We start from the raw sequence: 25,313 nt of genomic DNA, 5'->3' as shown, positions 1-25,313 counted from the left end.
CGGCATCCTTGCCGAGCCTTTCCGCCGGCTCCGGCCCGGAAGATCCGGGCACTGCCATTCATGCCCTATATCCGTCTTCTGTGACCGAAGGTTACACTGCGCGCGGTCCGGTCGATCCGGGCTCCTGGCGCAAACTTAATGACGACCAGGCTCCCGGCCGGGGAGGTGGTTTATGAGGACTTCGGCTGCCAAAGCAGTTCTTTTTGCCTTAACTGCGAGCGTGCTGGCCGGATGTGTTTCCCCGGAGCAGATTGCCTCCTATTCCGAACAGCAGCCGGGATTTCAGCAAGTGTCTTCCGGCACCTCCTTACGATCACGCAACAAGGAAACCGTCTGGATCCAGAATGCGGATCAGGCGAAGGCCGTCTCTGACAGGGTCCGTACCCTAGTGCACAAGAAGACGATCAGCGCGGATACCGCCGTTCAGGTCGCGCTACTAAACAATCGCGGCCTTCAGGCTTCCTATGCGGCCCTTGGCATGAGCGCCGCGGAGGCCTGGCAGGAGACGATGCTGGAGAACCCGGTCGTTTCCGTCGGGTTCCTCGGTCTCGCTCATCCGGAGATCGGCGGGCTGCGCACAATCGAAAGCACGATTGCGGCCAACCTCTTGTCGCTTGCGACACAGAAGCAGCGGGTCGACATCGCAGATACCAGGTTCCGTCAGGCTCAGGCAGTCGCGATCGGCGATACGCTTTCGCTTGCGGGTGAAACCAGGCGGGCCTGGATAGATGCCGTCGCTGCCTTCGAGACAGTTGCCTACCTCAATCAGGCGCAGGTTGCGGCGGATGCGGCATCGCAGCTTGCACAGAAACTGGGCGAGACCGGGGCAATGCCCAAGGCTGGGCAGGCACGTGAACATGCCTTCTATTCCGAACTGACCGGCCAGAAGGCCGAAGCACGCCTGGCTGCGACCCTTGCAAAGGAACGGCTGACGCGCCTGATGGGGCTGTGGGGACAGGACGTGCAGTATTTCGTGCCCGACAGCTTGCCGGGTCTGCCGAAGGCGCCGCGCGGCAATCCGTCGATCGAGGCCGATGCACTCCGAAACCGGATCGATCTCCAGGTCGCGAAGCTTGAGCTCGAGGCCGTTGCCAAAAGCTACCGCCTGACGGAAGCAACCAGATACGTCACAGATCTGGAATTGATCGCGGGCGTTGAGGCAGAGAGGGAAGTCGAGACCGAGTATGAACTCGAAGGCGGCGAACTGGAGGAAAAGTCCAAGTCCAAGACCATCGTCACGCCCCAGATCGAGCTGGAATTTGCCATCCCGATCTTCGATAGCGGTAAGGCGAGACAGCGCAAGGCGGAATACGCCTACATGCAGGCGGCCAACAAGCTTGCCGAGAAGGCCGTGAATATCCGGTCCGAAGCAAGGTCGGCTTACACTGCCTTCAAATCCTCACACGAGATCGCCCGCCACTATCGCGATGCGGTGCTGCCTCTGCGCAAGGCGGTCGAGGAAGAAGGTCTGCTGACCTACAACGGCATGATCACCAACACCTTCGATCTGCTTGCGGACACCAGAGCGCGTGTCGACACCCAGCTTCTTGCCGTCAACGCGCGCAAGAACTTCTGGCTCGCCGACGCCGACCTTGCGGCAGCTACCTTTGGCGGTGGAATGGGCGGGGGTACTGAAGGCTCCGAGCCGATGAGAACCGCATCTGCGGAAGGGGGCGGACACTGATGGGGCCACACGAAAGGACGATGACGATGATGAACAGACGTCAACTTCTTGGAGCGGGCGCCGGCGGAGCCGCGCTCGTTTCCACCGCCGCCTGGGCGAAGACATCCAACATGGGGCTGCCGGAAGCCGCCCTCATGGACGGCCCGTCGACACAGGCGCCTAAGGCACCAGACACGGGAGTGCCTTACAATCCCGTGGTTACCCTGAACGGTTGGACGCTGCCCTTCCGAATGAACAACGGCGTGAAGGAGTTCCATCTGGTTGCAGAACCTGTGGAGCGTGAACTGGCGGAGGGGATGACGGCCTATCTCTGGGGCTACAACGGCCAGTCAATCGGCCCGACCATAGAGGCGATCGAGGGAGACCGGGTCCGGATCTATGTGACCAACAAGCTGCCCGAGCACACATCGGTGCACTGGCACGGTCTCATTCTGCCATCGGGCATGGATGGCGTCGGTGGTCTGTCCCATCCCGGCATCCCGCCAGGAAAGACCTTCGTCTACGAGTTCGATCTCGTGAAATCCGGCACCTTCATGTACCATCCCCATGCCGACGAGATGGTCCAGATGGCCATGGGCATGATGGGGTTTTTCATCGTGCATCCGAAGGACCCGTCCTTCATGCCGGTGGACCGCGATTTCCTGATCATGCTCAACGCGTTTGATATCGACCCGGGGTCCTATGTGCCAAAGGTCATGACCATGACCGACTTCAATCTGTGGACCTGGAACAGTCGGATCTTCCCTGACATCGATCCGCTGGTCGTGTCAAAGAATGACCGGGTGCGGGTGCGTGTTGGCAATCTCACCATGACCAACCACCCGATTCACATGCATGGTTACGACTTTGAGGTCACCTGCACCGACGGCGGTTGGGTGCGCCCGGAAGCCCGTTGGCCGGAAGTCTCAATCGACATCCCGGTTGGAGCGATGCGTGCCTATGAGTTCGATGCCGTGCATCTGGGCGACTGGGCGATCCACTGCCACAAGTCGCACCACACGATGAATGCCATGGGCCATGACGTTCCGACCTTCATCGGGGCGGACAAGTCCGCGCTCACCCACAAGATCCGTCTGGTCCAGCCTGAATATATGCCCATGGGCACCAACGGCATGGCGGAAATGGCGGAAATGGCCATGCCGATCCCCGACAACACCGTGCCGATGATGGCCGGGTGGGGACCGCATGGCCCGCTTGAAATGGGCGGGATGTTCTCGGTGGTGAAGGTTCGCGAGGGAATTTCCGCCGGCGATTACAGCGATCCCGGCTGGTACGAGAACCCTCCGGGCACCGAGGCCTGGGAATGGACCGGCGCCCTACCGGAACACGCAAAGGCAGAAAGTCCTGACACCCAACTCAATCCGGCAAACTCAATCGTAAGCGACCGCGGATGAAGACCTTTAGCCAACTGGAAGTTTGCCAGATATGGCGACGCCTCGAAGTCTCGTCTGAAACAAACCTGAGAAAGGTAGATATTGTGAGAAAAATTTTGATGTCCACTACAGTCGCGCTTGCCCTCACGAGTGCCGCGTGGGCGGGAGGCAGTCATACGGGTGGCCACTCTGATGGCCACGAAGGTTCCCACGGACATGTAGAAGAAATGGCCGTTGGTCAGCCCGGAGAGCGGAAGCGGGTGACCCGCGTCGTGCATGTCGAGCTGAAAGAAACCGATGATGGAATGACCATCGAGCCAGGATCTCTCGTCGTAAAAAAAGGCGAAACGATCCTGTTCAGTATAAAGAATACGGGAGAAATCGAGCACGAATTTGTGCTTGATACTCTTGAGAAGAACCATGAGCACAAAGAACTCATGGCTAAATTCCCTGAAATGGAACACGACGATCCGAATTCGGTGAGGCTGGATTCCGGCGAACAGGCAGAAATTGTCTGGTCCTTCACCAACGCTGGAAAATTCGAGTTCGCTTGCCTCATTCCAGGTCACTACGAGTCCGGAATGCACGGTGAGATCACCGTCAAAAAGAACATTCGTCCTTCAAGCTGATACATCTCAACCAAGGTGCCAAGATGAAACACATTCTCACTATCTCGCTCGCGGTTTTTCTGGCAGTTGCCGGCATAACCAGCACCTTCGCGACCGAATTCACAAAAGGTACGGTCAAGAAAATCGACCTCAAGGGTGGAAAAATTACCATCATTCATGAGGAGCTAAAGAACCTTGAAATGCCTGCAATGACCATGGTCTTCGTCGCGAAAGAAGAAGGCATGCTCTCTGATCTGTCAGAGGGCAGTCAAATCGAATTCATCGCGGATAGGGTTGCGGGAAAACTGACTGTCATTGAAATAAAGAAATAGCTTTCGCGAAATCCCATCGCCCATACGGCCGGAGTTTCCGTCAAAATCTCGATTTTTGAGTGGGAACTTCGGTCGATCTTCTTTTAAAGGAATAGAATTTGAGAAAGGAGTGCAACAACGTATCGTTAATCAGAGTAGATACTACCCGGGAGATCCGTTGGAACGCGTTTCGCATTGTTGCCTTCGGAATTATCACGGTAAACCTGTTTCTTGAAAGTTCGCATCATAATATTACCGCTTATTCAATTGTTGCCTTTACCTATTTTCTTACTACGGTGACCGCCATAATTACCAGCCTTTACCGGCCAAGATGGCGCAATGCAACCATGATTTACATTTTAATTGATGCTATTTTGGTTTCGTTTGTACTTTATAGTAATTTGCTTGATATTGAAATGTCAGGAGACCACAATCTGACAACCACGAGCCTTGTAATTCCCTTTATTTTGCTAAACCATGTTGCTCTTCGTCAGGATCGAAAACGAGTTGTCCTTTTTTCATCCATAGTCTTCGTTGCATGGCTGGGAATATTGATTGTTCAGTCAATCTGGCATCACAATTTGGGGACGGTGTCCTTTTTCAGTAGTTTGTTTAACAAGGACCTGGGGTTGGCTGTAAGTTTTGGCTTCACCTCGTTAGCAGTTTACCTTTTTACAGCGGAGTTGCAGGCAACCAAGGTGCTGGCTCTTCAGTCTGACAAGATGCGCCTGAATCTATCCAGGTTTTTCTCGCCACAGTTGGCGACAACGCTACAGGAAAAAGGTAGCGGTCTAGAACTCATACCTAGTCATGCAGCAGTCATGTTTATTGATATTCGCGGCTTTACACGGATATCGGAAACTATTGCGCCGGAAACCTTGGCGAAAATTTTGGCGGAGTACAGACAGATCGCATCTCGGTCAATTTTCAACAACGGTGGTGTAGTCGACAAGTTTACCGGGGATGGAATTCTCGCGGTCTTTGGAATTCCGAAGGAAACTTATGATGATTGCGATAGGGCTCTGGCATGCGCACTTGAGATTTCAAGCTCGCTTGATAGTTGGTTCCTCGGAATGGAAAAATTTGTGGGGCAAAAGCTTTCAATCGGAATTGGGTTGCATTTTGGCGGCATTCTAAGTGGTGTCGTGAGGAGTGGGCACCATGATGAATTTACAGTTCTTGGAGACACTGTGAACGTGGCTCATCGATTAGAGCGAATTACCAAGGACCACGCTGCATCGATCGTCGTATCGATGGATTTGGTACATGCGTTGAAATTCGGTTTCCCATCCCAACAATTCATGCAGTTGAAAGGCACCAAACTGCCAGGACGGGATGCAAGACTGGATATATTGTACTTACCTAGAGCAAAGACACAGTAGGATGAGCCGTTGTCGGCGTCTTCGTTCGCGGTCTCTCATCGACCGCGCAAGCTTGCGCCTTGGCTGACAAATTGGTGGATTGGTTGTGTCGGCAGAGACGGCTAAATTGTGGTGGCTGAACCGGACGATCAAGCTGCTGTAAAATGATCTGGTGAGTTTCGATGTGACTGCTTCTTTCGCACGGGGCAGTCGTATCAGCGACGGTTTAGTCGAGTTGCTTGGTGGGTTTATCCGGACAGATTTACCATGGTTGCGGAAGTTAGAGGTTCTGCGTGCTTCAATCGCTCACATGGGGTTGGTGATTGTATCGAAACGTATCCTTGACCTTTGCGACGGAGCAGGTCGTATTGCCCGCGATGAAATGTTTGCATCAGCCTGATCTCGAGGTGGAGCGGAAAGACTTGATTTAGAGATCTTTCGTCGCGCTGGCAGCACGAAATCACTTGTGCGCTGAGGTTAGAACGCCGGCATTAGTTGCCTCAATGAACGTATTCATGCCGCCGCATAGTTCTTAGGTGATTTGTTTTTTTGGAACTCAAAATGTCGATGTTTAAGCAGCAATTCGGTGTGTTGACGGTCTTAACTGTTGTCGTTGGTCTAGGAACTATGTTCTTTGACAACGCGAGAGCTGCGACTTCCGAGACCATCTCGAAGCCAGCGGTAAGTGCCAGGCTTATCACGGTTCAAGATGGTGTTGCTGGTGGTATGTCTACGCTTTCTGCCGGCATTCAGATTGAACTGAATAAAGGTTGGAAGACGTATTGGCGCTCTCCGGGCGAGGTCGGTATTCCGCCTCAGGTTGATTGGTCTGCGTCTCAAAACGTAAAAAACGTTCGTTTCGAATGGCCGGCGCCTGAGCGTTTCACGGCATTTGGTATCGAAAACTTCGGATATAAAGGCGAGGTCGTTTTTCCACTTCAGATAAATTTGGAGCGACCTGGAGAAGCAACCCTCCTGTCGGCCAATGTCTCGCTTCTGGTCTGTTCAGATGTTTGTGTACCTGAAACTCTTCATTTATCCCTACTACTATCACCAGGAACAGGTATTGACCGCGTCTCGGGCTCCCTCATTGCCAAGTATGCTGACAAGATTCCGCTTGAAGGTGCCGAGACAAGTATCACGGAGGCCGCTGCATTTCTGGATGAGAACCGCACTGAGTTGGTTATCAACTTGGTGGCTACGGAGCTATTTCAAGATCCAGATGTTTTTCCCGAACTGGGCTCCGGAATAGCGCTTGGAAAACCGGATATCCGTCTGGGAGACGGGAAAAAAAGGCTCTGGGCGCGTTTTCCCGTTCTCTCTTTTGAAGAAACTGCCTTTCGTCATACGTCACTAACAATTACGGACGGGCAGGAGCGTGCCGTCACCGTATCGCCAAAAATGGTATCAGCTGTTCCTGCGCCCCCATTCAGTATGGCGGCGCTTGCCCCTGGTGTCGATGAAGTGGCCTGGATTGCTTTGATCGCCTTCATTGGCGGATTGATCCTGAATGTCATGCCGTGCGTTTTGCCGGTTCTTTCGATTAAGTTGTCCTCGGCGTTGAAGCATCAGGGTCGGAATATGCAGTCAGTCAGAGGCGGCTTTCTTGCAGCTGCCTTCGGCGTAATGATTTTCGTTTGGGGACTTGCCGGCGCACTTTTTGCGTTGCAGCGCATGGGTATTGCTGTTGGTTGGGGGCTCCAGTTTCAAAATCCCGTCTTCCTTGCCTTCATGGCAGTCGTACTTGTCGTTTTCACCGCCAATCTGTTTGGTCTATTCGAAATCTCGCTTCCAACCTCCATACAAAGCTGGCTCTCTACCAAAGGGACGGGCAGAGGATATTGGGCTGACTTTCTGACGGGGCTGTTCGGTGCTGTCCTGGCTACGCCCTGTTCGGCTCCGTTTCTGGGGACAGCCGTCGCCTTTGCGCTCGCTGGACGCGGGCTCGATATTCTAATCGTATTCACAAGTCTGGGATTGGGGTTGGCGGTACCCTATCTGGTCGTTGCGGCTTTACCTGGATTGGTCAACGTTCTTCCAAAGCCAGGACGATGGATGGTCTATCTGAAGTTTTTGCTCGGACTCATGCTGGGCGGAACAGTTCTTTGGTTGCTCTTGGTTCTGAAAGGTGTTGCAGGCTTCCCGGCATCAGTTGCCGTTTGGTTATTTGCGACTGCGCTGGTTTTCGTGCTGTCTTGGCGGCGGAGCGCATTTTGGATCCGGCTGATCGCCGGTGGAACTCTGGCTAGCCTGGCGTTAGCCGCCCCCGTTGCGCTTTCACAGGCACAACAAAAGGCGCCTCACGAGCTTCCAGCTTTGAAATGGGTCCAATTCGACCGGGGAGAAATTGCACGTCTGGTTTCTCGGGGACAGGTGGTCTTTGTGGATGTGACGGCAGATTGGTGCATTACGTGTAAAGCAAACAAGGCTCTGGTCATCGAACGTGATCCTGTGCTTTCTGCTCTTGGAACGGAAAACGTTACCGCGATGCAGGCGGACTGGACGCGGCCCGACGAAGGGATTTCCCGCTACCTTGCGTCGTTCGGCCGATTTGGCATTCCCTTTAATGCAGTTTACGGACCGAGCGCTCCGCAAGGGATCGTGTTATCGGAACTGCTCACCTCGTCGGAGATCATAGATGCTCTCAGGATTGCGAAGGGTTCTTCTATCGGGTTTAATCTCCGTCAGAATGAAAGGTCTAATTCCAAGTAGACATAGTAGTTTTCAGTCTGCATTGCCTGTCGATTAGAAATTATATTCGGATTTGATCGTAGATCTTGTTGTGCGAATGAGCGATCTACAGAATTGTGTCGCGTTGTATCAAAAGCCTCAATTGCGACGAGCCGATACAATCAGAATAGTGATGACGAGGCGTTTCTATGTTTTCGATAGTCTTACTCGAGAGCTTACGAGTTTGAAGGTGTATTGGACGATCCTGCCTGACACACGAGACAATAACACTCGAAACGGAGAGCGAAATGCAGATTGCGGCGATTCCCTTCCCGGAAATCAGCCCGGAACTTTTTTCGATTGAAATCGGCACCTTCAGATTTGCGCTACGTTGGTACGCTCTTGCTTATATTGCCGGTATCCTGATCGGCTGGCGTCTATGCGTTTCCTTGATCCGTAACGCCAAGCTTTGGCGACCCGGGAATCCCCCCATGACATCGGCGCAATTCGAAGATCTCATGATTTGGATCGTGCTCGGTGTCATACTGGGCGGGCGCCTTGGCTTCATCTTATTTTACCAGCCTGCATTCTATCTGCAGAACCCGCTTGAAATTCTGAAAGTGTGGCAAGGTGGAATGTCATTTCACGGCGGCTTTCTGGGCGTATCGATAGCAGTGCTCGTCTACTGCATCCGCTATCGCTTCCCGTTTTTCTCGATCACTGACCTTTTGGCGCTAGCCGCCCCTATCGGATTGTTTTTCGGCCGAGTTGCAAACTTCATAAATAATGAACTTTGGGGACGGCCGACGGAGGTTTGGTGGGGTGTCGTTTTTCCGGGAGAACTGGCACAGAGTTGTCCAGGCATAGAAGGTCTTTGCGCCCGTCACCCTTCCCAGCTTTACGAGGCTGTTCTCGAAGGCATCGTTCTGGGCGGATTGTTGCTGTATCTGGCTTTGAAACACGGCTCGTTGAAACGGCCTGGGGCCCTAACGGGCGTATTTCTGACCGGCTACGGAATCGCAAGGAGCTTGGTTGAACTTTTCCGGCAACCGGACGCGCAATTTATCACTCTTGGAAATCCGATCGGGCACGTTCTACATTTCGAAACTTGGGGCGTTACCATGGGACAATTGCTGTCACTACCAATGGTCATGGTTGGTCTTGGTTTAATCTGTATGCGGCCTCGTGGGCATCATGCGTCAGTCTCCTAGAGAAGGAGAAGAACCCGAGCGTCTACCTGTCAATTCCGTGTAACCGTCCGGTTCTGTAAAACAGCTTCTTGCTTCCCGGAAAATAGTCCATCCGGTTTCTCAACGTCGATCAGCTTGGCTTAGACCCACCGAGAGCGGGCTCACAACTCAAAGAGACCTAAAATGAAACGTAATACTGTTCTTCGTCTCCTGACAGCATCATCCCTCATTACACTTTCCATCGGAGTTGCCTTTTCGCAAACGGTCTACATTCCCGAGGGTAGTTCGAATTCCGTGTCGGTTGTGGATGTAAAAAGCGGATCTGTGGTGGGTCGGTTCACAAATGTCGAAGCTGCGCACGGGCTTTCGGTGGTAAAACACAAAAAAACTCTTGTTGCCGGTAGTCTTTCGGAAATTGGCGATGAAGCTGTTGATGAAAGCAAACCCGATACAATTACGAAAGAGGATCATGCAGCGCATCATTCATCCTCAAAGAAACAGGCAGGCACTCCGGTCGGGGCAGGCAAAAGCCTATTGAGCTTTCTGAATTTGGAGACCGGCGAGGTCGTGCGAAAGGTCGAAGTCCCAGGGGCTGTGCATCACGTTGCGGTTTCTCCCGATGAACGCTTCGCTGTTGCAACTCACCCGTCAAACGATGGCATATCGATCATCGATCTGTCCACTTTTGAACTAAAGACTTTTGTTCCAACAGGTGGCAACCCAAACTACCTGGCATTTGGTGGTGAGCCGGGTTCGGTCTACGTGTCAAATGCCGGCAACGGAACAATCAGTGAAGTCGATCTGGACCGTGGCATCGTTCGGCGAAACATGCTGGTCGGCCAGTCTCCGGAACATATGGCTGCAGATAGGTCATCTGGGAAACTTTATGTTGCCGACCCCACTGTCGGACAAGTGTTTGAATTGGCACTCAATACAGGCAACATTCAGCGTACCTTTGATATTGGCGGCGATATTCACGGTCTTGATCTGACGAACGACCAACAACGATTGCTTGTCAGCGTTACCGACGAGGACAAGATGGCGTCAGTCGATCTGGTCTCCGGAGACATTATCACAGTTTCCTTGTCACCTGCCCCCTATCATTTGACCACTGTAAGGGGGACGGATCGCGCCTTCGTTTCGTCAAGAGCCGAGCCCTTTGTCTGGGTTGTCGATCTGTCCGATCTGAGTATCGCAGATAAGATTGCCATTAAGGGTGAAGGCCATCAGATGTTCAGTTTGCGCTGAACGGATGAGCTTTCAACAAAAAGTCGGATGAATGATTTCGTAGTCTCTTCTCTACTGTCGAAAAAAGGGGGGCGGGAGCTCAAACGGCAAACATATGCGATATCGTCATTGTGGAAAAACACGTCTCCAGCATTAACGGAGACACGGAGATTTGGAATGAAAATATCTGAAAACCTGCCTAAATTTTTCGTTCTCGGCTTTTTTGGCCTTGGAATAGGCTTGTTCGTCTTCAGGGCCTTTCAGCCTGAAGCCGGGGTGAATAGTCTAACCGTACAGCTGCCAGCATTTTCAGGTGAAGCTGAAGCTGGAGAGGTACTTTTCAATGACAACTGCGCCGCATGTCATGGAGTGAATGCGACAGGAACGAAAAGCGGTCCGCCACTGCTTAATGACATCTACAACCCCGGACATCATCCGGACGAATCCTTTTATTCTGCTGCAAAGAAAGGCGTCAGGCGACATCATTGGTCCTTTGGCAACATGCCGAGTCAACCCCAGGTCACGCAAGACGAAGTGACTTTGATCATACGTTACGTCCGCGAACTGCAAACGGCGAATGGGATCACATACAAACCGCATACCATGTGACGCATACTCGATCATGTTGCAACGCTAGCGAGATTGGCGTTGATGGACGCACTGCAATCCATCTACGCCTGTCCGGGCATCAAACCGCAATCCCTATTTTTTGCGTTTCAGCGACACCGGTAGCCATTAATGCTCCTTAGCATTTTTTAGGTGCCATGTTGCTCTGAGCGCAGCTAACGCTGACCTGTCATCTCGCGCAATCTCCCCGCCGCGGCATGAACAAAGGTAAGCGAAGTCTGCGCCCCACGTGGTTTCAGTTTGACGGCGTGAAGTTCCATGGCAGGAGTTCGTCGATCCGGCTTTTTGGGTGTCCGGCGGCGATGGCTTCGAGGGCGCCCTTGAGATAGGCGAAGGGCTCGACGTTGTTGATCTTCGCGGTCTCGATGAGGGATGCGATGCGACCCCAGGTACGGCCACCCTCGTCATGCCCGGCGAACAAGGCGTTTTTCCTGTTTAATGCAATTGGCCTGATCAGATTCTCGACGCTGTTGCTATCGATCTCGACACGGCCGTCGTGGAGGAAGGTCTGCAAACCATCCCAGTGGCGATGGATGTAGGCAAGCTTCTCGCCAAGACGGGACTTGGCGGATACCCGTCGACGTTGCTCTTGCAGCCATTGTCCGAAGGCGTCGACCAGAGGCGCGGTGCGGGCCTGCCTTGCCGAGAGCCGCTGCCCGGGCGCCGTGCCGCGGATATCGGCCTCGACCCTGTAGAACTCGGCGATCCGGCGCAAGCCTTCGGCCGCGATCTCGGAGCCGTCGCGGTCGAAGACTTCCTTCAGTTTCCGCCGTGCGTGGGCCCAGCAATGGCCCACGCGGATCGGATCGCCGCCTTTGCGGGACGAGCGCGTCAGGCAATTGTAGCCCTGGTAGCCGTCGAGTTGCAGGACCCCGTCGAAGCCACGCAGGAATGTCTCCGCGTTTTCTCCGCGGCGGTCGGGCGCATAGAAGAAGACCACGCCGGGTGGATCGTCCCCACCCCAGGCCCGGTCGTCACGGGCCAAGGCCCATAGATATCCGGTCTTCGTCTTGCCGCGGCCCGGATCCAGCACCGGCGCCGTGGTCTCGTCCATGAACAGTTTGGTCGACACCTTCAGATGTTCGGCCAGCCGGTCGACCACGGGGGCCAGGTGGAACGCGGCGGTGCCGACCCAATCCGCCAGCGTGCTCCGATGGATACCGATGCCCGACCGGGCAAGGATCTGGCTCTGCCGGTGCAAGGGCAAATGGTCCGCGTACTTGGCAACCAGAACATGCGCAATGGCGCCTTCCGTCGGCAGACCGCCTTCGATGAGATGAGCCGGTGCCGGCATCTGCGTGACGCCGTCGGTACAGGCGCGGCAGGCGTATTTGGGGCGGACGGTGACGATCACGCGCAACTGTGCGGGCACGATATCCAGCCGCTCCGTGCGATCCTCGCCAATCTTGTGCATCACTCCGCAACCGCAGGGACATTGCAGGCTATCAGGTTCGATCACACGCTCGATGCGCGGAAGGTCCTTCGGCAGGTTGCCCCGATTGCGACGCGCCGGACGGCGGGTTTTCCCCTCAGAGGAGAGCTGCGCGTCCTGGCTTTCTTCAACCTCGGCAATGGCTGTCTCGAGGTCTTCGAAAGCCAGCTGCCGTTCGTCTTCGCTAAGCTTCTCCGACCTTTTGCCGTGAACCGCGTGGTTCAACTCCGCGACCAGGTGCTCCAGGCGCCTGTTGATCTCCTTGAGCGCATCCCTTTCGCGCAGGAGCGCGGCGACAGCATCACGCTGGTCGGCGGGGATCGCGGAAAGATCAATGGCGACAGTGGAGGGCATGGGCCGAGAATAGCCCGGGACCGCTCCGGATGCCCGCCATTTCCGGCACCTGATTCATTCTGCCGCAGTGGGCCGGCTGGCCTCCAGAGCCTTGACCTTGCGCCAGTCCAGGCCCGAGAACAGCGCCTCGAACTGCGCCCGGTTCAATCTCATCACGCCGTCTCGAACGGCTGGCCAGGTAAATGTATTTTCTTCCAGCCGCTTGTAGGCCATCACCAGGCCGGATCCATCCCAGAACAAGATCTTCAGTCTGTCAGCTCGCTTGGCCCGGAAGACGAACACAGCGCCGGTGAACGGGTCCTCCTTCAGCACCGATTGCGTCAGCGCGGCAAGCCCGTCGTGGCCCTTCCTGAAGTCGACCGGCCGCGTCGCCACAAAAATGCGGACATTGTGCGAAAGCAGCATCAAGATGAAGCCCCGAGCGCATGAACGATCTCCGCCACCCGCACCGCGGGCGTGTCGGCTGCCAGATCAATCGTCACATCGCCGAAAACGATGCGGAGCACGTAGTCCGATCGCGGTGGGGCCTCCTGAGCCCGAGCAGCAGACGGTTCACAAAGCACGAGGGGCGCGAAGGCTGTCGGTTCTTCGGCGGTCTTCGCGGCGGGCAGGATCAGCTTGCCCTGCTTGGCCAACCGGCGCCATGCCGAAAGATGGTTCGGCTTCACGCCGTAACACGCCGCCACGCCATTGACCGTCGCGCCCGGCGCCAGCGTCTCCGCGACGGCCTGTGCCTTCACCTCATCCGGCCATCGACGTTGACCAGACGCATAGATCTCGACACCCAGAGATTTGAGAAACGAATTTGTAGCACACATTGCGAAACGCACTCCCAAAAGTGAGATGCGTATCAAATCGCAACCAGTGTGAGGTCTGGCAACGTGGGGCGCAGACGGCGCTTACGAACAAAGCGACTAAAGTTCCTTTAATCAAACGGGGTGTCGAGCCGGCATGAGCCGCGTATGCTGCCGTCCCTAAGAGAAGTAACAACGCCGCAGATCTAGAAGAAATTTGCCTCCTTTGTGTCTGTATCCCAATCGTCCAGAAAAACATTGATAGCAAAACATAGATCTGGCATGCGGCGCGAGCTCGATTGTATCGGGCAGTAGTAATTTGTCATTTTGATACAATCGGAGACAAAACGGCCTCTGACGAGCTGAGCGATTATCCAGTAAAACAAGACCATGTCAGAAGCAGCGCATATTCTGGTCGTCGATGACCATCAGCAAATTCGGGATAGCGTAACGTGCTTTCTCGAAAAGAATGGTCTTAGAGCATCATCAGCAAAAGATGCCCGCGAAATGGATGTAAAGTTGTCCAATGGCCATTATGATTTGATCGTGTTGGACGTGATGATGCCTGGAGAAAGCGGATTGTCCGTATGCCAGCGAATTTCAACAACACGTAAATTGCCGATCATCCTTCTGACTGCTCTTGGCGAAGATACCGACCGGATTGTCGGACTTGAAATCGGCGCGGACGACTATCTTGCCAAGCCGTTCAATCCGAGAGAGCTTCTCGCACGCATTAAGGCTATTCTTCGACGGGCAAACCAGCAGGAGAAACATGGAGGTGGGTTCGCCGGCAAAAAAATCCGCTTCGCGCATCTGATCTTGGATTCTGATCGTCGATCGTTGGTTGACACTTCAGGTGGCGAAACACCACTGACGACAGCGGACTACAAGCTTCTGATCGTGTTGCTGGAAAGAGCACGTATCGTGCTCAGCAGAGAGCAGTTGCTTGACCTGACAGCTGGAAAGTCCGCGGGCCCGCTTGACAGAATAATTGACAATCAGATCAGCAGACTAAGACGTAAGATTGAGCCCGATGTGCTTCGACCGAGCATAATAACAACCGTTCGATACGGCGGGTATTGCCTGTCCGCCGACGTCGAGGTGCTCGAATGATAAAGTGGCCGTTCAACACACTGATCGTTCAACTGACATTGTTGGTGATTGCCGCTTTGACCGCGGCCCAGGTGATTAGTCTTTGGTTGTTTGCAGATGAAAGAAGTCTCGCGATTCGGGCGGCGCTTGGATTTGAGGCAGCCGGAAGAGCGGCAAATGTTGCGCGGCTGTTGGAAAGCACACCGTCAGAGTTGCGGCCAGCGATTTTGGGAGCTGCAGATTCTCCCTTGGTTCGATTCGATGTTTCAACGAAGCCAGAGGTATCTGTTAGTGATTATTCAGACGGTGGTGTCATTGAAGCGCGTGTTCGCAAGCTTCTGGGAGACGGTTACAGTAAAGACATTCGAGTAGAGCTCCGGCAGATTGAAGGCAAGATACTTCCGCTGCCGCATTTGTCGGCAGAAATGGCCGAAATGCACAAGGCTATGATGCGGGGAGAGCTGTCGGCGGTTGAAATGAATCTGTCGATCGCCCTATCTGAAGGTCAATGGCTGAATGTGGGTACGCGCTTTGAACGCCCGCCACTGCAGTGGCCGTTTTTCGCCACACTGACCTTCGCTCTGACGGCTGCCCTAATTTTGATGGTCGTCTTCTGGTTTTTGCTCGCTCGCTTGACCGGGCCCCTGAGAAGACTGGTCTCTGCTGCCGACAAGTTGGGGCGCGGTGAAGAGGTCTCCGAACTTCCGGTTGCCGGTCCGTTGGAAGTGAAAAATCTTACCAGGGCGTTTAACCAAATGCAGGATAGGTTGACCCGGTTTGTCGCCGATCGGACGAAATTGCTGGCATCTCTGGGCCATGATTTGAAGTCCCCCCTCACAGCGATGCGCGTCCGCGCGGAGATGGTTGACGACGAAGAAACACGTACAAGCCTGGTCGCCTGTGTGGAGGAAATGCAATCTATGGTCGAATCAACCATAACCTTCGCACGAGGCCTCATAGGCTCGGAGAACACACAACTTATCGAAGTCGGAGAGACTCTAAGTTCGCTGCAAAAAAACGTTGTGGAGCCTTTCAGTTTCGAAAAGGACCGCGAGGTTCACATCCGTGTCCGTCCCTTGGCCTTTAGGCGCGCTTTACGAAATCTAATTGAAAACGCTCTCCGTTACGGCGGAAACGCCAGAGTGAACTACGAGGTTCAGGACCAAACTCTGCTGGTCAGTATTGAAGACGACGGGCCGGGCATACCTGAAGTCCAGCTGGAACAGGTTTTCGAACCGTTCTTCAGGCTAGAGGAATCAAGGTCACTTGAAACCGGCGGTCACGGCCTTGGCTTGTCCATTTCTCGGACCATCGCGCGTTCTCATGGTGGAGACATCTCGCTTTCAAACAGAGAAGGCAAAGGCTTGGTTGCCCAGTTAAGAATTCCGCTTTCCGAAGATTCTCTTACGCCAGAGCTGAAGGAAAGTGCAGGCAATGCGGGATTCGTAAAAACAGGATGCTGACATGACACCTGAAATTGGTCATTTTGCGCTGGCCTTGGCGCTGGCACTTGCACTCGTCCAGAGCATCGTGCCGATCGTAGGCGCTGTGCGGGGAAATCTGATATGGATGCGGACAGCCCGCTCACTCTCAATTGGTCAGGTTATCTTCACATTAATGGCCTTTGGCGCCTTGATGCAGGCATTCATCGTCAGTGATTTCACTGTTCGCAATGTTGCAGAAAACTCCCATTCACTTAAACCACTCCTGTTTAAAATTGCGGGTACCTGGGGTAGTCACGAAGGTTCGCTTCTTCTGTGGGTCCTTATCCTGACAATATTTGGGGCAGGTGTCTCTCTCTTCGGCAGAAATATTCCTGAAGCCACGAAGGCTCGTGTACTTGCTGTTCAGGCTTGGATCAGTGTCGGGTTTCTCTCCTTTTTGCTCCTGACGTCTAATCCGTTTGAACGGATATTTCCTCCACCCAGCGATGGAAACGACCTAAACCCTCTCCTCCAGGACGTGGGCCTCGCGATGCACCCGCCGCTGCTTTATTTCGGATATGTCGGCTTCTCTATTGTCTTTTCATTCGCTGTTGCAGCTTTGCTTGAAGGCCGGATTGACGTTGTTTGGGCACGTTGGGTGCGTCCTTGGACGCTCGCTGCTTGGGTTAGCCTCACCGCTGGCATCGCGCTGGGGTCCTGGTGGGCATATTACGAGCTAGGGTGGGGTGGTTGGTGGTTTTGGGACCCGGTTGAAAACGTAAGTTTTATGCCTTGGTTGCTTGGTACTGCATTGCTACACTCCGCTATTGTTACCGAGAAGCGCGATGCCTTCAAAAGCTGGACAGTACTGCTGGCAATATTGACGTTTTCACTCTCGCTGCTTGGAACATTCATCGTCCGCTCTGGCCTTTTGACATCGGTTCATGCTTTCGCTGTTGATCCCGAACGAGGGCTCTACATTCTGATGCTACTTGCATTGTCCATCGGAGGTTCGCTGCTGCTTTTTGCTTGGCGGGCGCCTACCATGGAACCCGGTGGGCTTTTTAAGCCCATCAGCAGAGAGGCTGGTTTACTTCTGAATAACTTAATCTTGGCAGCTGCCACCGGGATTGTTTTGTTTGGAACTCTTTACCCCCTGTTTCTAGAGGCAGTTAGTGGTGAAAAGGTCTCTGTCGGGCCTCCCTTTTTCAATTCCGCTTTTATTCCGATGATGCTGCCACTCGTTTTTTTCATGGGGCTGGGGCCGTTTCTTTCATGGAAACGAGCGGATCTTGCAGGAGTAGTGCAGAGGCTTAAATTCGTTGCACTCATTTGCGTAGCTGCAACGCTGATCGTCTGGTACGTGGCGCGCGGCGGTCCGGTTCTGGCATATGCAAGCCTTCTTCTCGCATTCTGGCTCGCCTTTGCGACAGTGCGGGAATGGATGTCGCGGATTCGCCTTTTCGAAGTGCCGTTCGCGGTGGCGATGCGGAGAGCCTACGGGCTCCCTAGAGCTGCTCACGGAATGACTGCTGCACATTTGGGGCTTGCGATCGCGATGTTCGGATTTATCGGTTCGAGCGCGTGGAAGTCTGAAGAAGTCGTCTTCGTCAAACCCGGTTCTTCAGTTTCTATTGCGGGCTTTGAGGTGTCGTTCCTGGGCGTGGATAAAATTCGCGGACCAAATTACATCGCTAACCGTGGCGTCCTTCTTGTCGAGAGAAATGGCCAGTTCGTGACAACATTATATCCGGAACGCAGAAACTACCCAGTTGCCCAAAGTTCTACGACTGAATCTGCAATTCGCTCTACTCTCGCGGGCGACCTTTATGCGTCGATTGCAGAGCCCGCGGCAGAACAGGCGGGTACGTCGGACACCTGGACTCTCCGGATACTGTACGAGCCGTTGGTCAATTTCATCTGGCTGGGGGCGTTGATGCTGGTCCTTGGTGGTTGTTTGTCATTGACTGACAGACGCCTGCGCATTGGAGCTCCAAAGAAAACCAAGATCGCGTGTGAAGTCGTTCCAGCGGAGTGAACAATGAACCGATTACTTGCAATTGTCCCCTTGCTGATTGCCTTAATTGTTGGCGCTTTTTTTCTCTGGGGACTGAATCCGGAACGCGATCCGAATGAGATCCCGTCTGTTCTGATATCTCAACCTGCTCCCGAGTTTGCGCTTGAACCTGTCGCGGGAATATCAGTTCCGGGTCTCTCGCGAGAAGATTTACTGAACAATGAAAATCCTGTGGTCGTGAACGTCTTCGCATCATGGTGTGTTCCATGTCGTGCGGAGCATGCGGTTCTCACAAACCTGGTTGATCGTGACGGAATTCAGTTATTCGGCATCAATTACAAAGACAAACCGGAAGACGCAGCGCGATGGCTGGCTGAGTTGGGAAACCCCTATAAGCGGATTGGTGCTGACACGACAGGTCGCGCGGGGATTGAGTGGGGAATATCCGGTGTTCCCGAAACCTTTGTCGTTGGGTCGGATGGTATTGTTCTGTTCCGGTACGTTGGTCCGATCGTCGGAGAGGTGGCGATAAGCAAATTCCGGGCGGCACTGGTTGAAGCCGGTGTGCTCAGGGTGGGGAATAGCTGATGCGGTTTATTCCGGTTCTCACACTGCTCTTTGTTTTTTCAACGGCCTTCGCAATGGCAGTTGAGCCTGACGAAAAATTATCCGACCCCGTTCTGGAAGCAAGAGCTAGAACGATTTCTAAGGAACTGCGATGCGTAGTCTGCCAGAACCAGGATATCGACAGTTCGAACGCAGGTGTCGCGCGCGACCTGCGCCTATTGGTACGCGAACGGCTTAAAGCCGGAGACAGCAACCAAGAGGTGATTGCGTTCATCCAGGCACGTTACGGCGACTATGTTTTACTGCGGCCTCCATTCAAGCCAACGACATATGCCCTCTGGCTCTCACCGCTAGTTTTGGTGATGATAATTCTTGCATTTGGGTGGCGAATACTTACGAGGTTCAGTCGAAAAAATTCGTTGAATACGCTGACCGTTGAAGAGGAAGCGCTGGTTGAACGCTTCGTTGCGGACCACAGGAATGGAGGCAAGAAATGATCTGGCTCACTATCGCAGCACTGTCGTTGTTGGCCGTTTTGTTTGTTCTTGCACCACTTCTTTGGAAGAAAAGGACTGAAGTTACAGATGAACAAGTAACGCCTTCAATTCTTGTTGACCAACTCGATGAGTTGGAAAGAGACAGCGAATCTGGCCTCATCTCCGAGAGTGAGGCAGATGCTGCCAGGCACGAAATCAAGCGGCGAATAGTCTCCGCAGCCCGTCGCAGCAAAAAAACGCGATCAGAGCCTGTCTCAAAGGGAAGCTTGGGACTCGTGTTTTGTGCGATCTTGGTGCCGGCAATTGCAGTTGGGTACTACGTGGTTAGGGGATCGCCAGCGCTTCCCGGAATTGCGTATGCTGACCGCAATGGAGAACGGGAGGAAGCCGCGAAGGTTGCAGCACTGGTTGAACGACTGCTTTTACGGTTACAACGAGATCCGAACGGCGGCGACGCCGAAGGCTGGCTGCTTCTCGGTCAAACCTATTTGCGGTTGGACCGTCTTGAAGAGGCTGTGCAAGCCTTGGAGGAGGTCTCTAACCGCGACGGCAACACGTCGGCAAGCTGGTCAATGCTCGCTGAAGCATTGGTCAGAATTGAACAAGGCATAGTTACTCCCCGTGCTGAGCGCGCGATTGAAAAAGCTTTGGAAATGAATCCGGAAAATCCGGCAGCAGTTTTCTATAAGGCTCTTGCCCTGTCGCAATCGGGCCAGGACCAGGATGCCTACGAACTGCTTGTTACTAGGTTAGAATTGGCTCGTGCTTATGAACCATGGATGAACCCGCTTGTCGAACAAGCAAACAGAGTTGGCAAGTCCGAGGGCAAGCCGCGCCTTACAGTTTCTGATTTTGTTGACGTCAACGAAGTCGGCCCAACAGCTGCAGATATTATAGCCGCAACGGAATTGAGTGACGAAGACCGCAGTGATTTTATCAGGTCCATGGTCGAACGCCTGGCCGGTCGGCTCGAGAGCGAGCCAGGCGATCTCGATGGCTGGCTGAGACTTGCAAATGCATACACGGTTCTTGGTGAACGCGAACAAGCTATAGGAGCTTTTGAACGAGCAAATGCGTTGCTTTCCAGTACGTCCTCGAACGACCCGAGGCGATTAAAGGTCAAAAAGGCGCTTGCGGATCTCAAGGGATGAATCGAACCGACGCTGCTGTGCAGGTAGTGGCTGCGCCTAGACATTTTGAACGACACCGCGACGCGCCAATTTGCAGGTCTTCGCATTCCATTTTGAATGCCATAAAACGGTTTAAGTGCTAAAAAGGGAGCACTCATAGCAACAGTTCATTACTTGGAAAGTCAACAGCTCCTAGTCAGCAAAAGCAGAAGTGAAACATGAGTTTGTTGAGGCTAAATCTTAACTGTGTTTTCCTGGAAAGATGATGTCCTGATCAACGAGGATGTTGAAATTATACCCCGGTCGGATCTGCAGTGTCGGCTGGACATCGAGGTTCTTGCTAATAGTCCGCTCAACCACCCTGCCGAACACTTCCGCAAAGTTTCGGCGGGCAGCATCGGACGCAGTCTCCTGGGTGGCAAGCGTAGAGCTTTCCGGTACTGCCATATCGATCCCCGTTCCGATAATCGCAAGAAGTGCTGCGGATCCAAAAGTCCGAAGGTAATGATTGTTCACCTTGTCCTTGAAACCGCCATAGCCTTCACCATCGACTCCCCCCATTGAGCCGATCTGCAAGGTGGCGCCGTTCGGGAAGACAACATCCGTCCAGACGACCAACACACGGTTCTGACCGAACGACACGTCGGAATCGTACCGGCCGAACAGCTTGGTTCCCTGGGGGATCAGAAGATGGTGTCCGGTTGCGCTGTCATAGACGTTCTGTCGGACCTGGCCAGTGATCCGGCCAGGGAGGTCTGAATTGATGCCGGTAATCAACGTTGCCGGGATCACGGATCCACGCTTCAGTTCATAAGGCGATTGCTGTGGAACCACGCGGTTCGCGAGATATCCAGCCTCGGCAATGTCTTGGTTGAAAAAGGCTTGTTTGCCGTATTGTCCGTTTGGATCAGCATTGGCAGTCCCGCCTTGAGCCGCCTGCAAGGCAGCCGACAGGAGATCAGGTGATGTTGGACCTCGTGTAAAGGTGCCGTTGCCCGTTTGATTGCCCTGGGTGGTTTGAATCCCCTGCCCCTGGCCTTGTAGTTCGCCGAGGTTCACGGTGGTGGGGCTGTCATTGGCGGCATCGATTGATTGAAGCCGCTTCATCCGCTGCCGATGCATCTCCTGGAGTTGTTGTTCCTCAAACCGCTGGTCCAGTTGAGCACGCCAATCCGGTTCTGATTGCTGCGGAGCCGAGACCTCGTCGGGTTTGCCTGGTTCCGGTTGAAACGGGTTCCCGAAAGGTCTCTGCTGTTGAACCTTCTCCGGAACCGCGGCTCTGACCGGGTCTGGTTGAACCCCTGCAATAAGCTGACTGGGGGGATCTATGACGCCATTGCTGATTCCGGCTTTGAGCTGATCCGCAAAGCCACTCGCCGGCGCGCCGCCTTCGTCTCCGGCAAAATTGTCCCCGGAGTTGATGCCACGGTTGGCAAGGCCGATGATGATCACGACGCCGAACACGACGATAAGCCCGACGAACAAGACAATGGGAAGTTTGTTCAGGCGCCGTATCTTGGGAGCTTCGTCATCGGGCCGGATATCGCCACCCGCCAGATGCACGTTCGATTCCGAATTGCTCATGAGTGCCGCCTCTAGACAGTTCTGGTCAAAACGGAAACCGGGCTCGTCGGTGATGCTCCGGTTGGCGTTGCCTGATAGGTCCGTGCCAATTCGACAGTTGGCGTGGTGAGACGAGCGAAGATTTGCCCCGCATCGGAGTCGATCGTGTAGGCCAGGGGAATGATGGTATCGCCCGATGGCTGTTGATCCGCTTCGGCTACCGCATACCCCCATTCCCGCAGAGAGCTTTCCAGGGCCAGGGCGAACTCTGAATTGTCGGCTTTTAGGAAGATGGTTCCCGTTCCTGCTCCGACATGCTCGGAGAGTTTCGCCACTATGTCGCCGGCGACGATGCTCGCAGCGGAAGGAGACAGATTGGCGGCGTCAATGCTTGTTGTTGGGTTGAACCAACCGCTTTGTGATGTCATGCAGCCAGCCATCGGAGTTGCGAGGGCCGAAATGCTGATGGCTTTCAAAATTGAGCGGCGCGTGTACAACATGGTCACCCTCCCCTGTTGATACGGATTTTTTGCTGGCTGTAGCCAACACCGGAAACGAGCACCGCCTGGTCGATCATGTAGTCCACGATCATGAGGCTGCCCTTCAGGCGATAATTGACGATCTGGTTCTGTCCACCGGCGGTGATATAAAGAACCGGGGCATCACCGGACGCCATTCCATTTGGAAATTGGATGTAGGTCTTGAGACCGTCCGAATAGACGCGGGTCGGCCGCCAGCGCGCTTGACCATGAATATTGAATTTGAAGTCCAGGTTTTCGGCCGGGACGCCGGCGCCCGGGATGATGCTCGTCTCAAGCTGACGATTGGCAGCTTCGAACTTGGCCTGGATATCTTCCGGGTAATCGAAGCCTACCCGGGCCATGTAACGGTGACTGTCGCTTTGAAGTTTGATCTGATAGGTGCGCCTCGATGTCGTCACCACCATCGATGTGACGAGCCCGGGTTCTGTCGGCTTGATGATCAGGTGAACCGAGTTTCCGGTGGGGCCCCCGGATGTTGCAGGATCCACTTTCCAGCGAACCGTATCCCCGACCATGACATTGCGAACAGCTTCCCCGGGCTGCAATTCGATGTCGCAGACCTGCAGGGGAGCACAGACAACGGTTGGCTGGACCTGGCCATAGAGATAGATCACCTTGCCGTCCGGACCTTTGGTGATGACGCCGCGGCCGTTACGCCAGTCGCTCGACAGACCGAGGGCCCGCAGTTCCTTTGCTGTGTAGTCAGCAGCCAAGGATTGAACAGGCAAGGCGGTGATGGCAGCTGCGGCCGCGAACAAGCATAAGCCCGCGTGCCGTCTGGTTTTCCGAAACATTCTTCTTACTTTCTGAGCGCGTGGATTGCTTACAGTTGAGCGGTCCAGTCGAAGTCCTTGAGATAAAGGCCGATCGGATTAAGCCGGATGATCGCTTCGTCCTGTGGAGGCGAGAGCGTGACATTTGCTACCCCGCGCCAGCGCTTCGTTTGAAGCTCCTTGCCCTTCCGGTCCCGTTCGATCTCGGTCCAGTCGATCTGATAGGATTGATTGGAGAGCGGCACGATGCTGGTCACCTCGACGGACACGGTGCGGGACTGCGCCCGATCGAACGGAGAGTTCGTCCGGTAGAAGTTGTTGACCTTCTGGGTGGCGACATCTGTCTGCCGGAGCATTGCGTAGACCCGGTCGATGTAGCCCTTCGCAACGACCGTATCCGGCGTGACAGAACGGAAGTTAGCAATCCAGGCTCCGAGCATGGAGCGAACGACGCGTTCGTCGGCATATTCGATCTGAGCCGGGAACCCGCCGATCGCAGGCGTGCCGAGTTTGTCCACCTCGACGATATACGGGACCAGTTTGACCTGGGTGCTCTGGTAGAGTGCGAAGCCGAAGCCGATTGTCGCCATCGCCAGGGAAATAAGACCGACACCTTGCCACACGCGGGCGGTGCGGATGTAGGAGCCGTATCGCTCGTTCCATTCCATCCGTGCGGCAAGATATGGATTATCAATTGGAGTTTGTTTTGCCATCTAACTGCCTATTGCTCAGGAGGATTTAGGCGAAGATCCGCCAGTTGGCTTGTTCGGCAGGGTTTGCCGCAGTTTGTGATTGGCGAGGCCTAGCGCCGAGGCATTTCCTGCATGCGGGGCGCCAGAGAGCTTGTCTGCGGCTGCTGATGAAAGGGCTGCAAAGGGAGCCATGGCTGCTTGAGCCGCAGCTTGCCCTCTCGAAGATCCATCGTTCCTGGCGGTTTCGTAGGCTGCCTTTGCACCAGCGGCCATTTGAGCGCTGCCGATAGCGGTTCCGGCAGCGAAAGTGCTGGTCTGGGTGCCATGACGAATGACTTCCATGCCGTTGCCGACCGAAACGCCCTGGACAACACCTTGCAGGATCTGTGGGACGTACATCGCGATCATAAAGACAACCACTGAAATCCCCGCAATTGTCAACGTTGCAAGGAATTGATCATCCGCTGTTGAACTGTTGGAAAGGCCGATCAGAACTTGAGAGCCGATACGCGCGATCATTACCAGCGCCATCAGTTTCATGCCGACTGAGAACGCATAAACCAGGTATTTGATTGGAAATTCTTTCGTAAAGGACGTGCCACCAAGGCCGAGCATGATGACGCCTGCCAGGAGGCCGACATACATTTCGATCCAAACTGCAATGAAGATCGCGGCCACAAGCGAGAAGCAGATAATCACCACAACCATTGCCAGCACGGACGCAATAGCCAACCCATTGTCTTCGAACAGACCGAACTGCGCATTCTGCGAAAGGTTGGCGGCAACTTCGACGCCGGCGTTAAAGATATTTGCCGGAGAAGCCGAGCCCCCGCCCGCTCCAATCTGGAAAAGGCTGTCTACGACGGCTTGAGCGAATTGTGGCCCATTCGTCAAAATGAACGCGAAGAGGCCGACAAACATAATGCGCCGAACCAACTCGCTAACCCAGGCTTCAAGCGCAGCGGCCTGAATCGCCAACCAGACAGCGGCAATTCCAAATTCGATGCCAGCGAGGATCCAGAACAGCGACTGAGCTGCGTTCGTGATCGTTCCTTCCCAGCCTTTCGCCGCGGAAATGACCTGATCTTTCAGGTTGTCCAACACAGCACCATCCGCGGCGAGAACCGGTCCCGCCAACAATAGCAACACAACTGGCGACAAAGCTGAGATCGCTCGAGGTTTTGGTTTCATTTGCCGAAATCCACGCTGATTTCATCGCCGCCCGTTGTCGGGTAATCCTTCGGGTCCGTTTGAATGAATTGTTCTTGTGTATCGACGTTGGTTTGTTTCTCGGCTGGTGCGGAGAAAACGAAGATGTAAGTGACGGACGCAGCTCCAAACAAAAGGAGGGCGAGCAGTAAGTACAAATAAGTCTTTGCCATCTT

The 25,313-nt window shown here is 54.2% G+C and carries 24 protein-coding genes; 15 read left to right on the top strand and 9 right to left on the bottom strand.

What is annotated here, in order from left to right; translation table 11 throughout:
* Window positions 1-172 precede the first annotated feature (172 nt).
* From J7447_RS29115 to J7447_RS29075, 9 genes are all read left to right on the top strand, one after another.
* Window positions 173-1,684, top strand: coding sequence for a TolC family protein (locus J7447_RS29115; RefSeq protein WP_209171647.1), 1,512 nt, complete (start codon window positions 173-175; stop codon window positions 1,682-1,684).
* Window positions 1,685-1,710: 26 nt separating this feature from the next.
* Window positions 1,711-3,078 (top strand): copper oxidase, encoded by a 1,368-nt coding sequence (locus J7447_RS29110; protein ID WP_075284035.1) that lies wholly within the window; start codon window positions 1,711-1,713, stop codon window positions 3,076-3,078.
* A gap of 98 nt (window positions 3,079-3,176) precedes the next feature.
* Window positions 3,177-3,686, top strand: a complete 510-nt coding sequence (locus tag J7447_RS29105; RefSeq protein WP_083660791.1) for a cupredoxin family protein — start codon at window positions 3,177-3,179, stop codon at window positions 3,684-3,686.
* A 23-nt stretch (window positions 3,687-3,709) separates the two neighbouring features.
* Window positions 3,710-3,997 (top strand): copper-binding protein, encoded by a 288-nt coding sequence (locus J7447_RS29100; protein WP_055661655.1) that lies wholly within the window; start codon window positions 3,710-3,712, stop codon window positions 3,995-3,997.
* Between the two features lie 98 nt (window positions 3,998-4,095).
* Window positions 4,096-5,358 carry an adenylate/guanylate cyclase domain-containing protein gene (locus J7447_RS29095; RefSeq protein WP_083660785.1) on the top strand — a complete coding sequence of 421 codons (1,263 nt, stop codon included), beginning with the start codon at window positions 4,096-4,098 and terminating at the stop codon, window positions 5,356-5,358.
* Between the two features lie 528 nt (window positions 5,359-5,886).
* Complete coding sequence (locus tag J7447_RS29090) at window positions 5,887-8,049, top strand: protein-disulfide reductase DsbD domain-containing protein (protein WP_208992418.1); 2,163 nt, start codon at window positions 5,887-5,889, stop codon at window positions 8,047-8,049.
* Window positions 8,050-8,315: 266 nt separating this feature from the next.
* On the top strand, window positions 8,316-9,218 hold the full coding sequence (lgt, locus tag J7447_RS29085) for a prolipoprotein diacylglyceryl transferase (RefSeq protein WP_075283999.1): 903 nt from the start codon (window positions 8,316-8,318) through the stop codon (window positions 9,216-9,218).
* 162 nt (window positions 9,219-9,380) lie between these two features.
* Window positions 9,381-10,445: a YncE family protein gene (locus J7447_RS29080; protein ID WP_075284000.1), complete on the top strand. Its 1,065-nt coding sequence runs from the start codon at window positions 9,381-9,383 to the stop codon at window positions 10,443-10,445.
* Between the two features lie 156 nt (window positions 10,446-10,601).
* Window positions 10,602-11,033 (top strand): cytochrome c, encoded by a 432-nt coding sequence (locus J7447_RS29075; RefSeq protein ID WP_075284001.1) that lies wholly within the window; start codon window positions 10,602-10,604, stop codon window positions 11,031-11,033.
* Window positions 11,034-11,286: 253 nt separating this feature from the next.
* Here J7447_RS29075 and J7447_RS29070 read toward each other — a convergent pair whose 3' ends face one another.
* Genes J7447_RS29070 through J7447_RS29060 form a run of 3 tightly spaced genes read right to left on the bottom strand, consistent with a single transcriptional unit; the run spans window position 11,287 to window position 13,655 of the window.
* Window positions 11,287-12,837: an IS66 family transposase gene (locus J7447_RS29070; RefSeq protein WP_209171646.1), complete on the bottom strand. Its 1,551-nt coding sequence runs from the start codon at window positions 12,835-12,837 to the stop codon at window positions 11,287-11,289.
* Between the two features lie 54 nt (window positions 12,838-12,891).
* Entirely contained in the window at window positions 12,892-13,248 is a 357-nt protein-coding gene (gene tnpB / locus J7447_RS29065; protein ID WP_209171667.1) for an IS66 family insertion sequence element accessory protein TnpB, read from the bottom strand.
* On the bottom strand, window positions 13,242-13,655 hold the full coding sequence (locus tag J7447_RS29060) for a transposase (protein ID WP_209171645.1): 414 nt from the start codon (window positions 13,653-13,655) through the stop codon (window positions 13,242-13,244). The genes tnpB and J7447_RS29060 overlap by 7 nt, the downstream gene beginning before the upstream one ends.
* A gap of 366 nt (window positions 13,656-14,021) precedes the next feature.
* Here J7447_RS29060 and J7447_RS29055 point away from each other — a divergent pair, with 366 nt between their 5' ends.
* Genes J7447_RS29055 through ccmI form a run of 6 tightly spaced genes read left to right on the top strand, consistent with a single transcriptional unit; the run spans window position 14,022 to window position 20,379 of the window.
* Entirely contained in the window at window positions 14,022-14,744 is a 723-nt protein-coding gene (locus J7447_RS29055; RefSeq protein ID WP_075284003.1) for a response regulator, read from the top strand.
* On the top strand, window positions 14,741-16,186 hold the full coding sequence (locus tag J7447_RS29050) for an ATP-binding protein (protein WP_075284004.1): 1,446 nt from the start codon (window positions 14,741-14,743) through the stop codon (window positions 16,184-16,186). Before J7447_RS29055 ends, J7447_RS29050 begins: the two co-directional genes overlap by 4 nt.
* A gap of 1 nt (window position 16,187) precedes the next feature.
* A complete protein-coding gene (locus J7447_RS29045; protein ID WP_209171644.1) occupies window positions 16,188-18,185 on the top strand; it encodes a heme lyase CcmF/NrfE family subunit in 1,998 nt (665 codons plus the stop codon).
* A 3-nt stretch (window positions 18,186-18,188) separates the two neighbouring features.
* The gene (locus tag J7447_RS29040) at window positions 18,189-18,752 is read left to right on the top strand and encodes a DsbE family thiol:disulfide interchange protein (RefSeq protein ID WP_075284006.1); all 564 of its coding nucleotides are present in this window, start codon (window positions 18,189-18,191) and stop codon (window positions 18,750-18,752) included.
* Complete coding sequence (locus tag J7447_RS29035; RefSeq protein WP_075284007.1) at window positions 18,752-19,228, top strand: cytochrome c-type biogenesis protein; 477 nt, start codon at window positions 18,752-18,754, stop codon at window positions 19,226-19,228. Before J7447_RS29040 ends, J7447_RS29035 begins: the two co-directional genes overlap by 1 nt.
* On the top strand, window positions 19,225-20,379 hold the full coding sequence (ccmI, locus tag J7447_RS29030; RefSeq protein ID WP_075284008.1) for a c-type cytochrome biogenesis protein CcmI: 1,155 nt from the start codon (window positions 19,225-19,227) through the stop codon (window positions 20,377-20,379). The genes J7447_RS29035 and ccmI overlap by 4 nt, the downstream gene beginning before the upstream one ends.
* Window positions 20,380-20,598: 219 nt before the next feature.
* Here ccmI and trbI read toward each other — a convergent pair whose 3' ends face one another.
* The 6 genes from trbI to J7447_RS29000 form a co-directional block, all read right to left on the bottom strand.
* The gene (gene trbI / locus J7447_RS29025) at window positions 20,599-21,942 is read right to left on the bottom strand and encodes an IncP-type conjugal transfer protein TrbI (RefSeq protein WP_075284009.1); all 1,344 of its coding nucleotides are present in this window, start codon (window positions 21,940-21,942) and stop codon (window positions 20,599-20,601) included.
* 11 nt (window positions 21,943-21,953) lie between these two features.
* Window positions 21,954-22,421, bottom strand: coding sequence for a conjugal transfer protein TrbH (locus J7447_RS29020; protein ID WP_075284010.1), 468 nt, complete (start codon window positions 22,419-22,421; stop codon window positions 21,954-21,956).
* A 2-nt stretch (window positions 22,422-22,423) separates the two neighbouring features.
* On the bottom strand, window positions 22,424-23,221 hold the full coding sequence (trbG, locus tag J7447_RS29015; protein ID WP_139314253.1) for a P-type conjugative transfer protein TrbG: 798 nt from the start codon (window positions 23,219-23,221) through the stop codon (window positions 22,424-22,426).
* Window positions 23,222-23,286: 65 nt separating this feature from the next.
* Complete coding sequence (gene trbF, locus J7447_RS29010; protein ID WP_075284012.1) at window positions 23,287-23,949, bottom strand: conjugal transfer protein TrbF; 663 nt, start codon at window positions 23,947-23,949, stop codon at window positions 23,287-23,289.
* A gap of 15 nt (window positions 23,950-23,964) precedes the next feature.
* Entirely contained in the window at window positions 23,965-25,119 is a 1,155-nt protein-coding gene (gene trbL / locus J7447_RS29005; protein WP_209171643.1) for a P-type conjugative transfer protein TrbL, read from the bottom strand.
* Window positions 25,116-25,310, bottom strand: coding sequence for a hypothetical protein (locus J7447_RS29000; protein WP_168693807.1), 195 nt, complete (start codon window positions 25,308-25,310; stop codon window positions 25,116-25,118). Before J7447_RS29000 ends, trbL begins: the two co-directional genes overlap by 4 nt.
* Window positions 25,311-25,313 lie beyond the last annotated feature (3 nt).

The sequence above is a fragment of the Labrenzia sp. R5_0 genome (assembly GCF_017743835.1).
GTDB classification, from domain to species: Bacteria; Pseudomonadota; Alphaproteobacteria; order Rhizobiales; family Stappiaceae; genus Roseibium; species Roseibium algicola.
The sequence above is the reverse complement of the archived record's forward strand: the minus strand, read 5'-3'. Positions and strand labels throughout refer to the sequence as shown.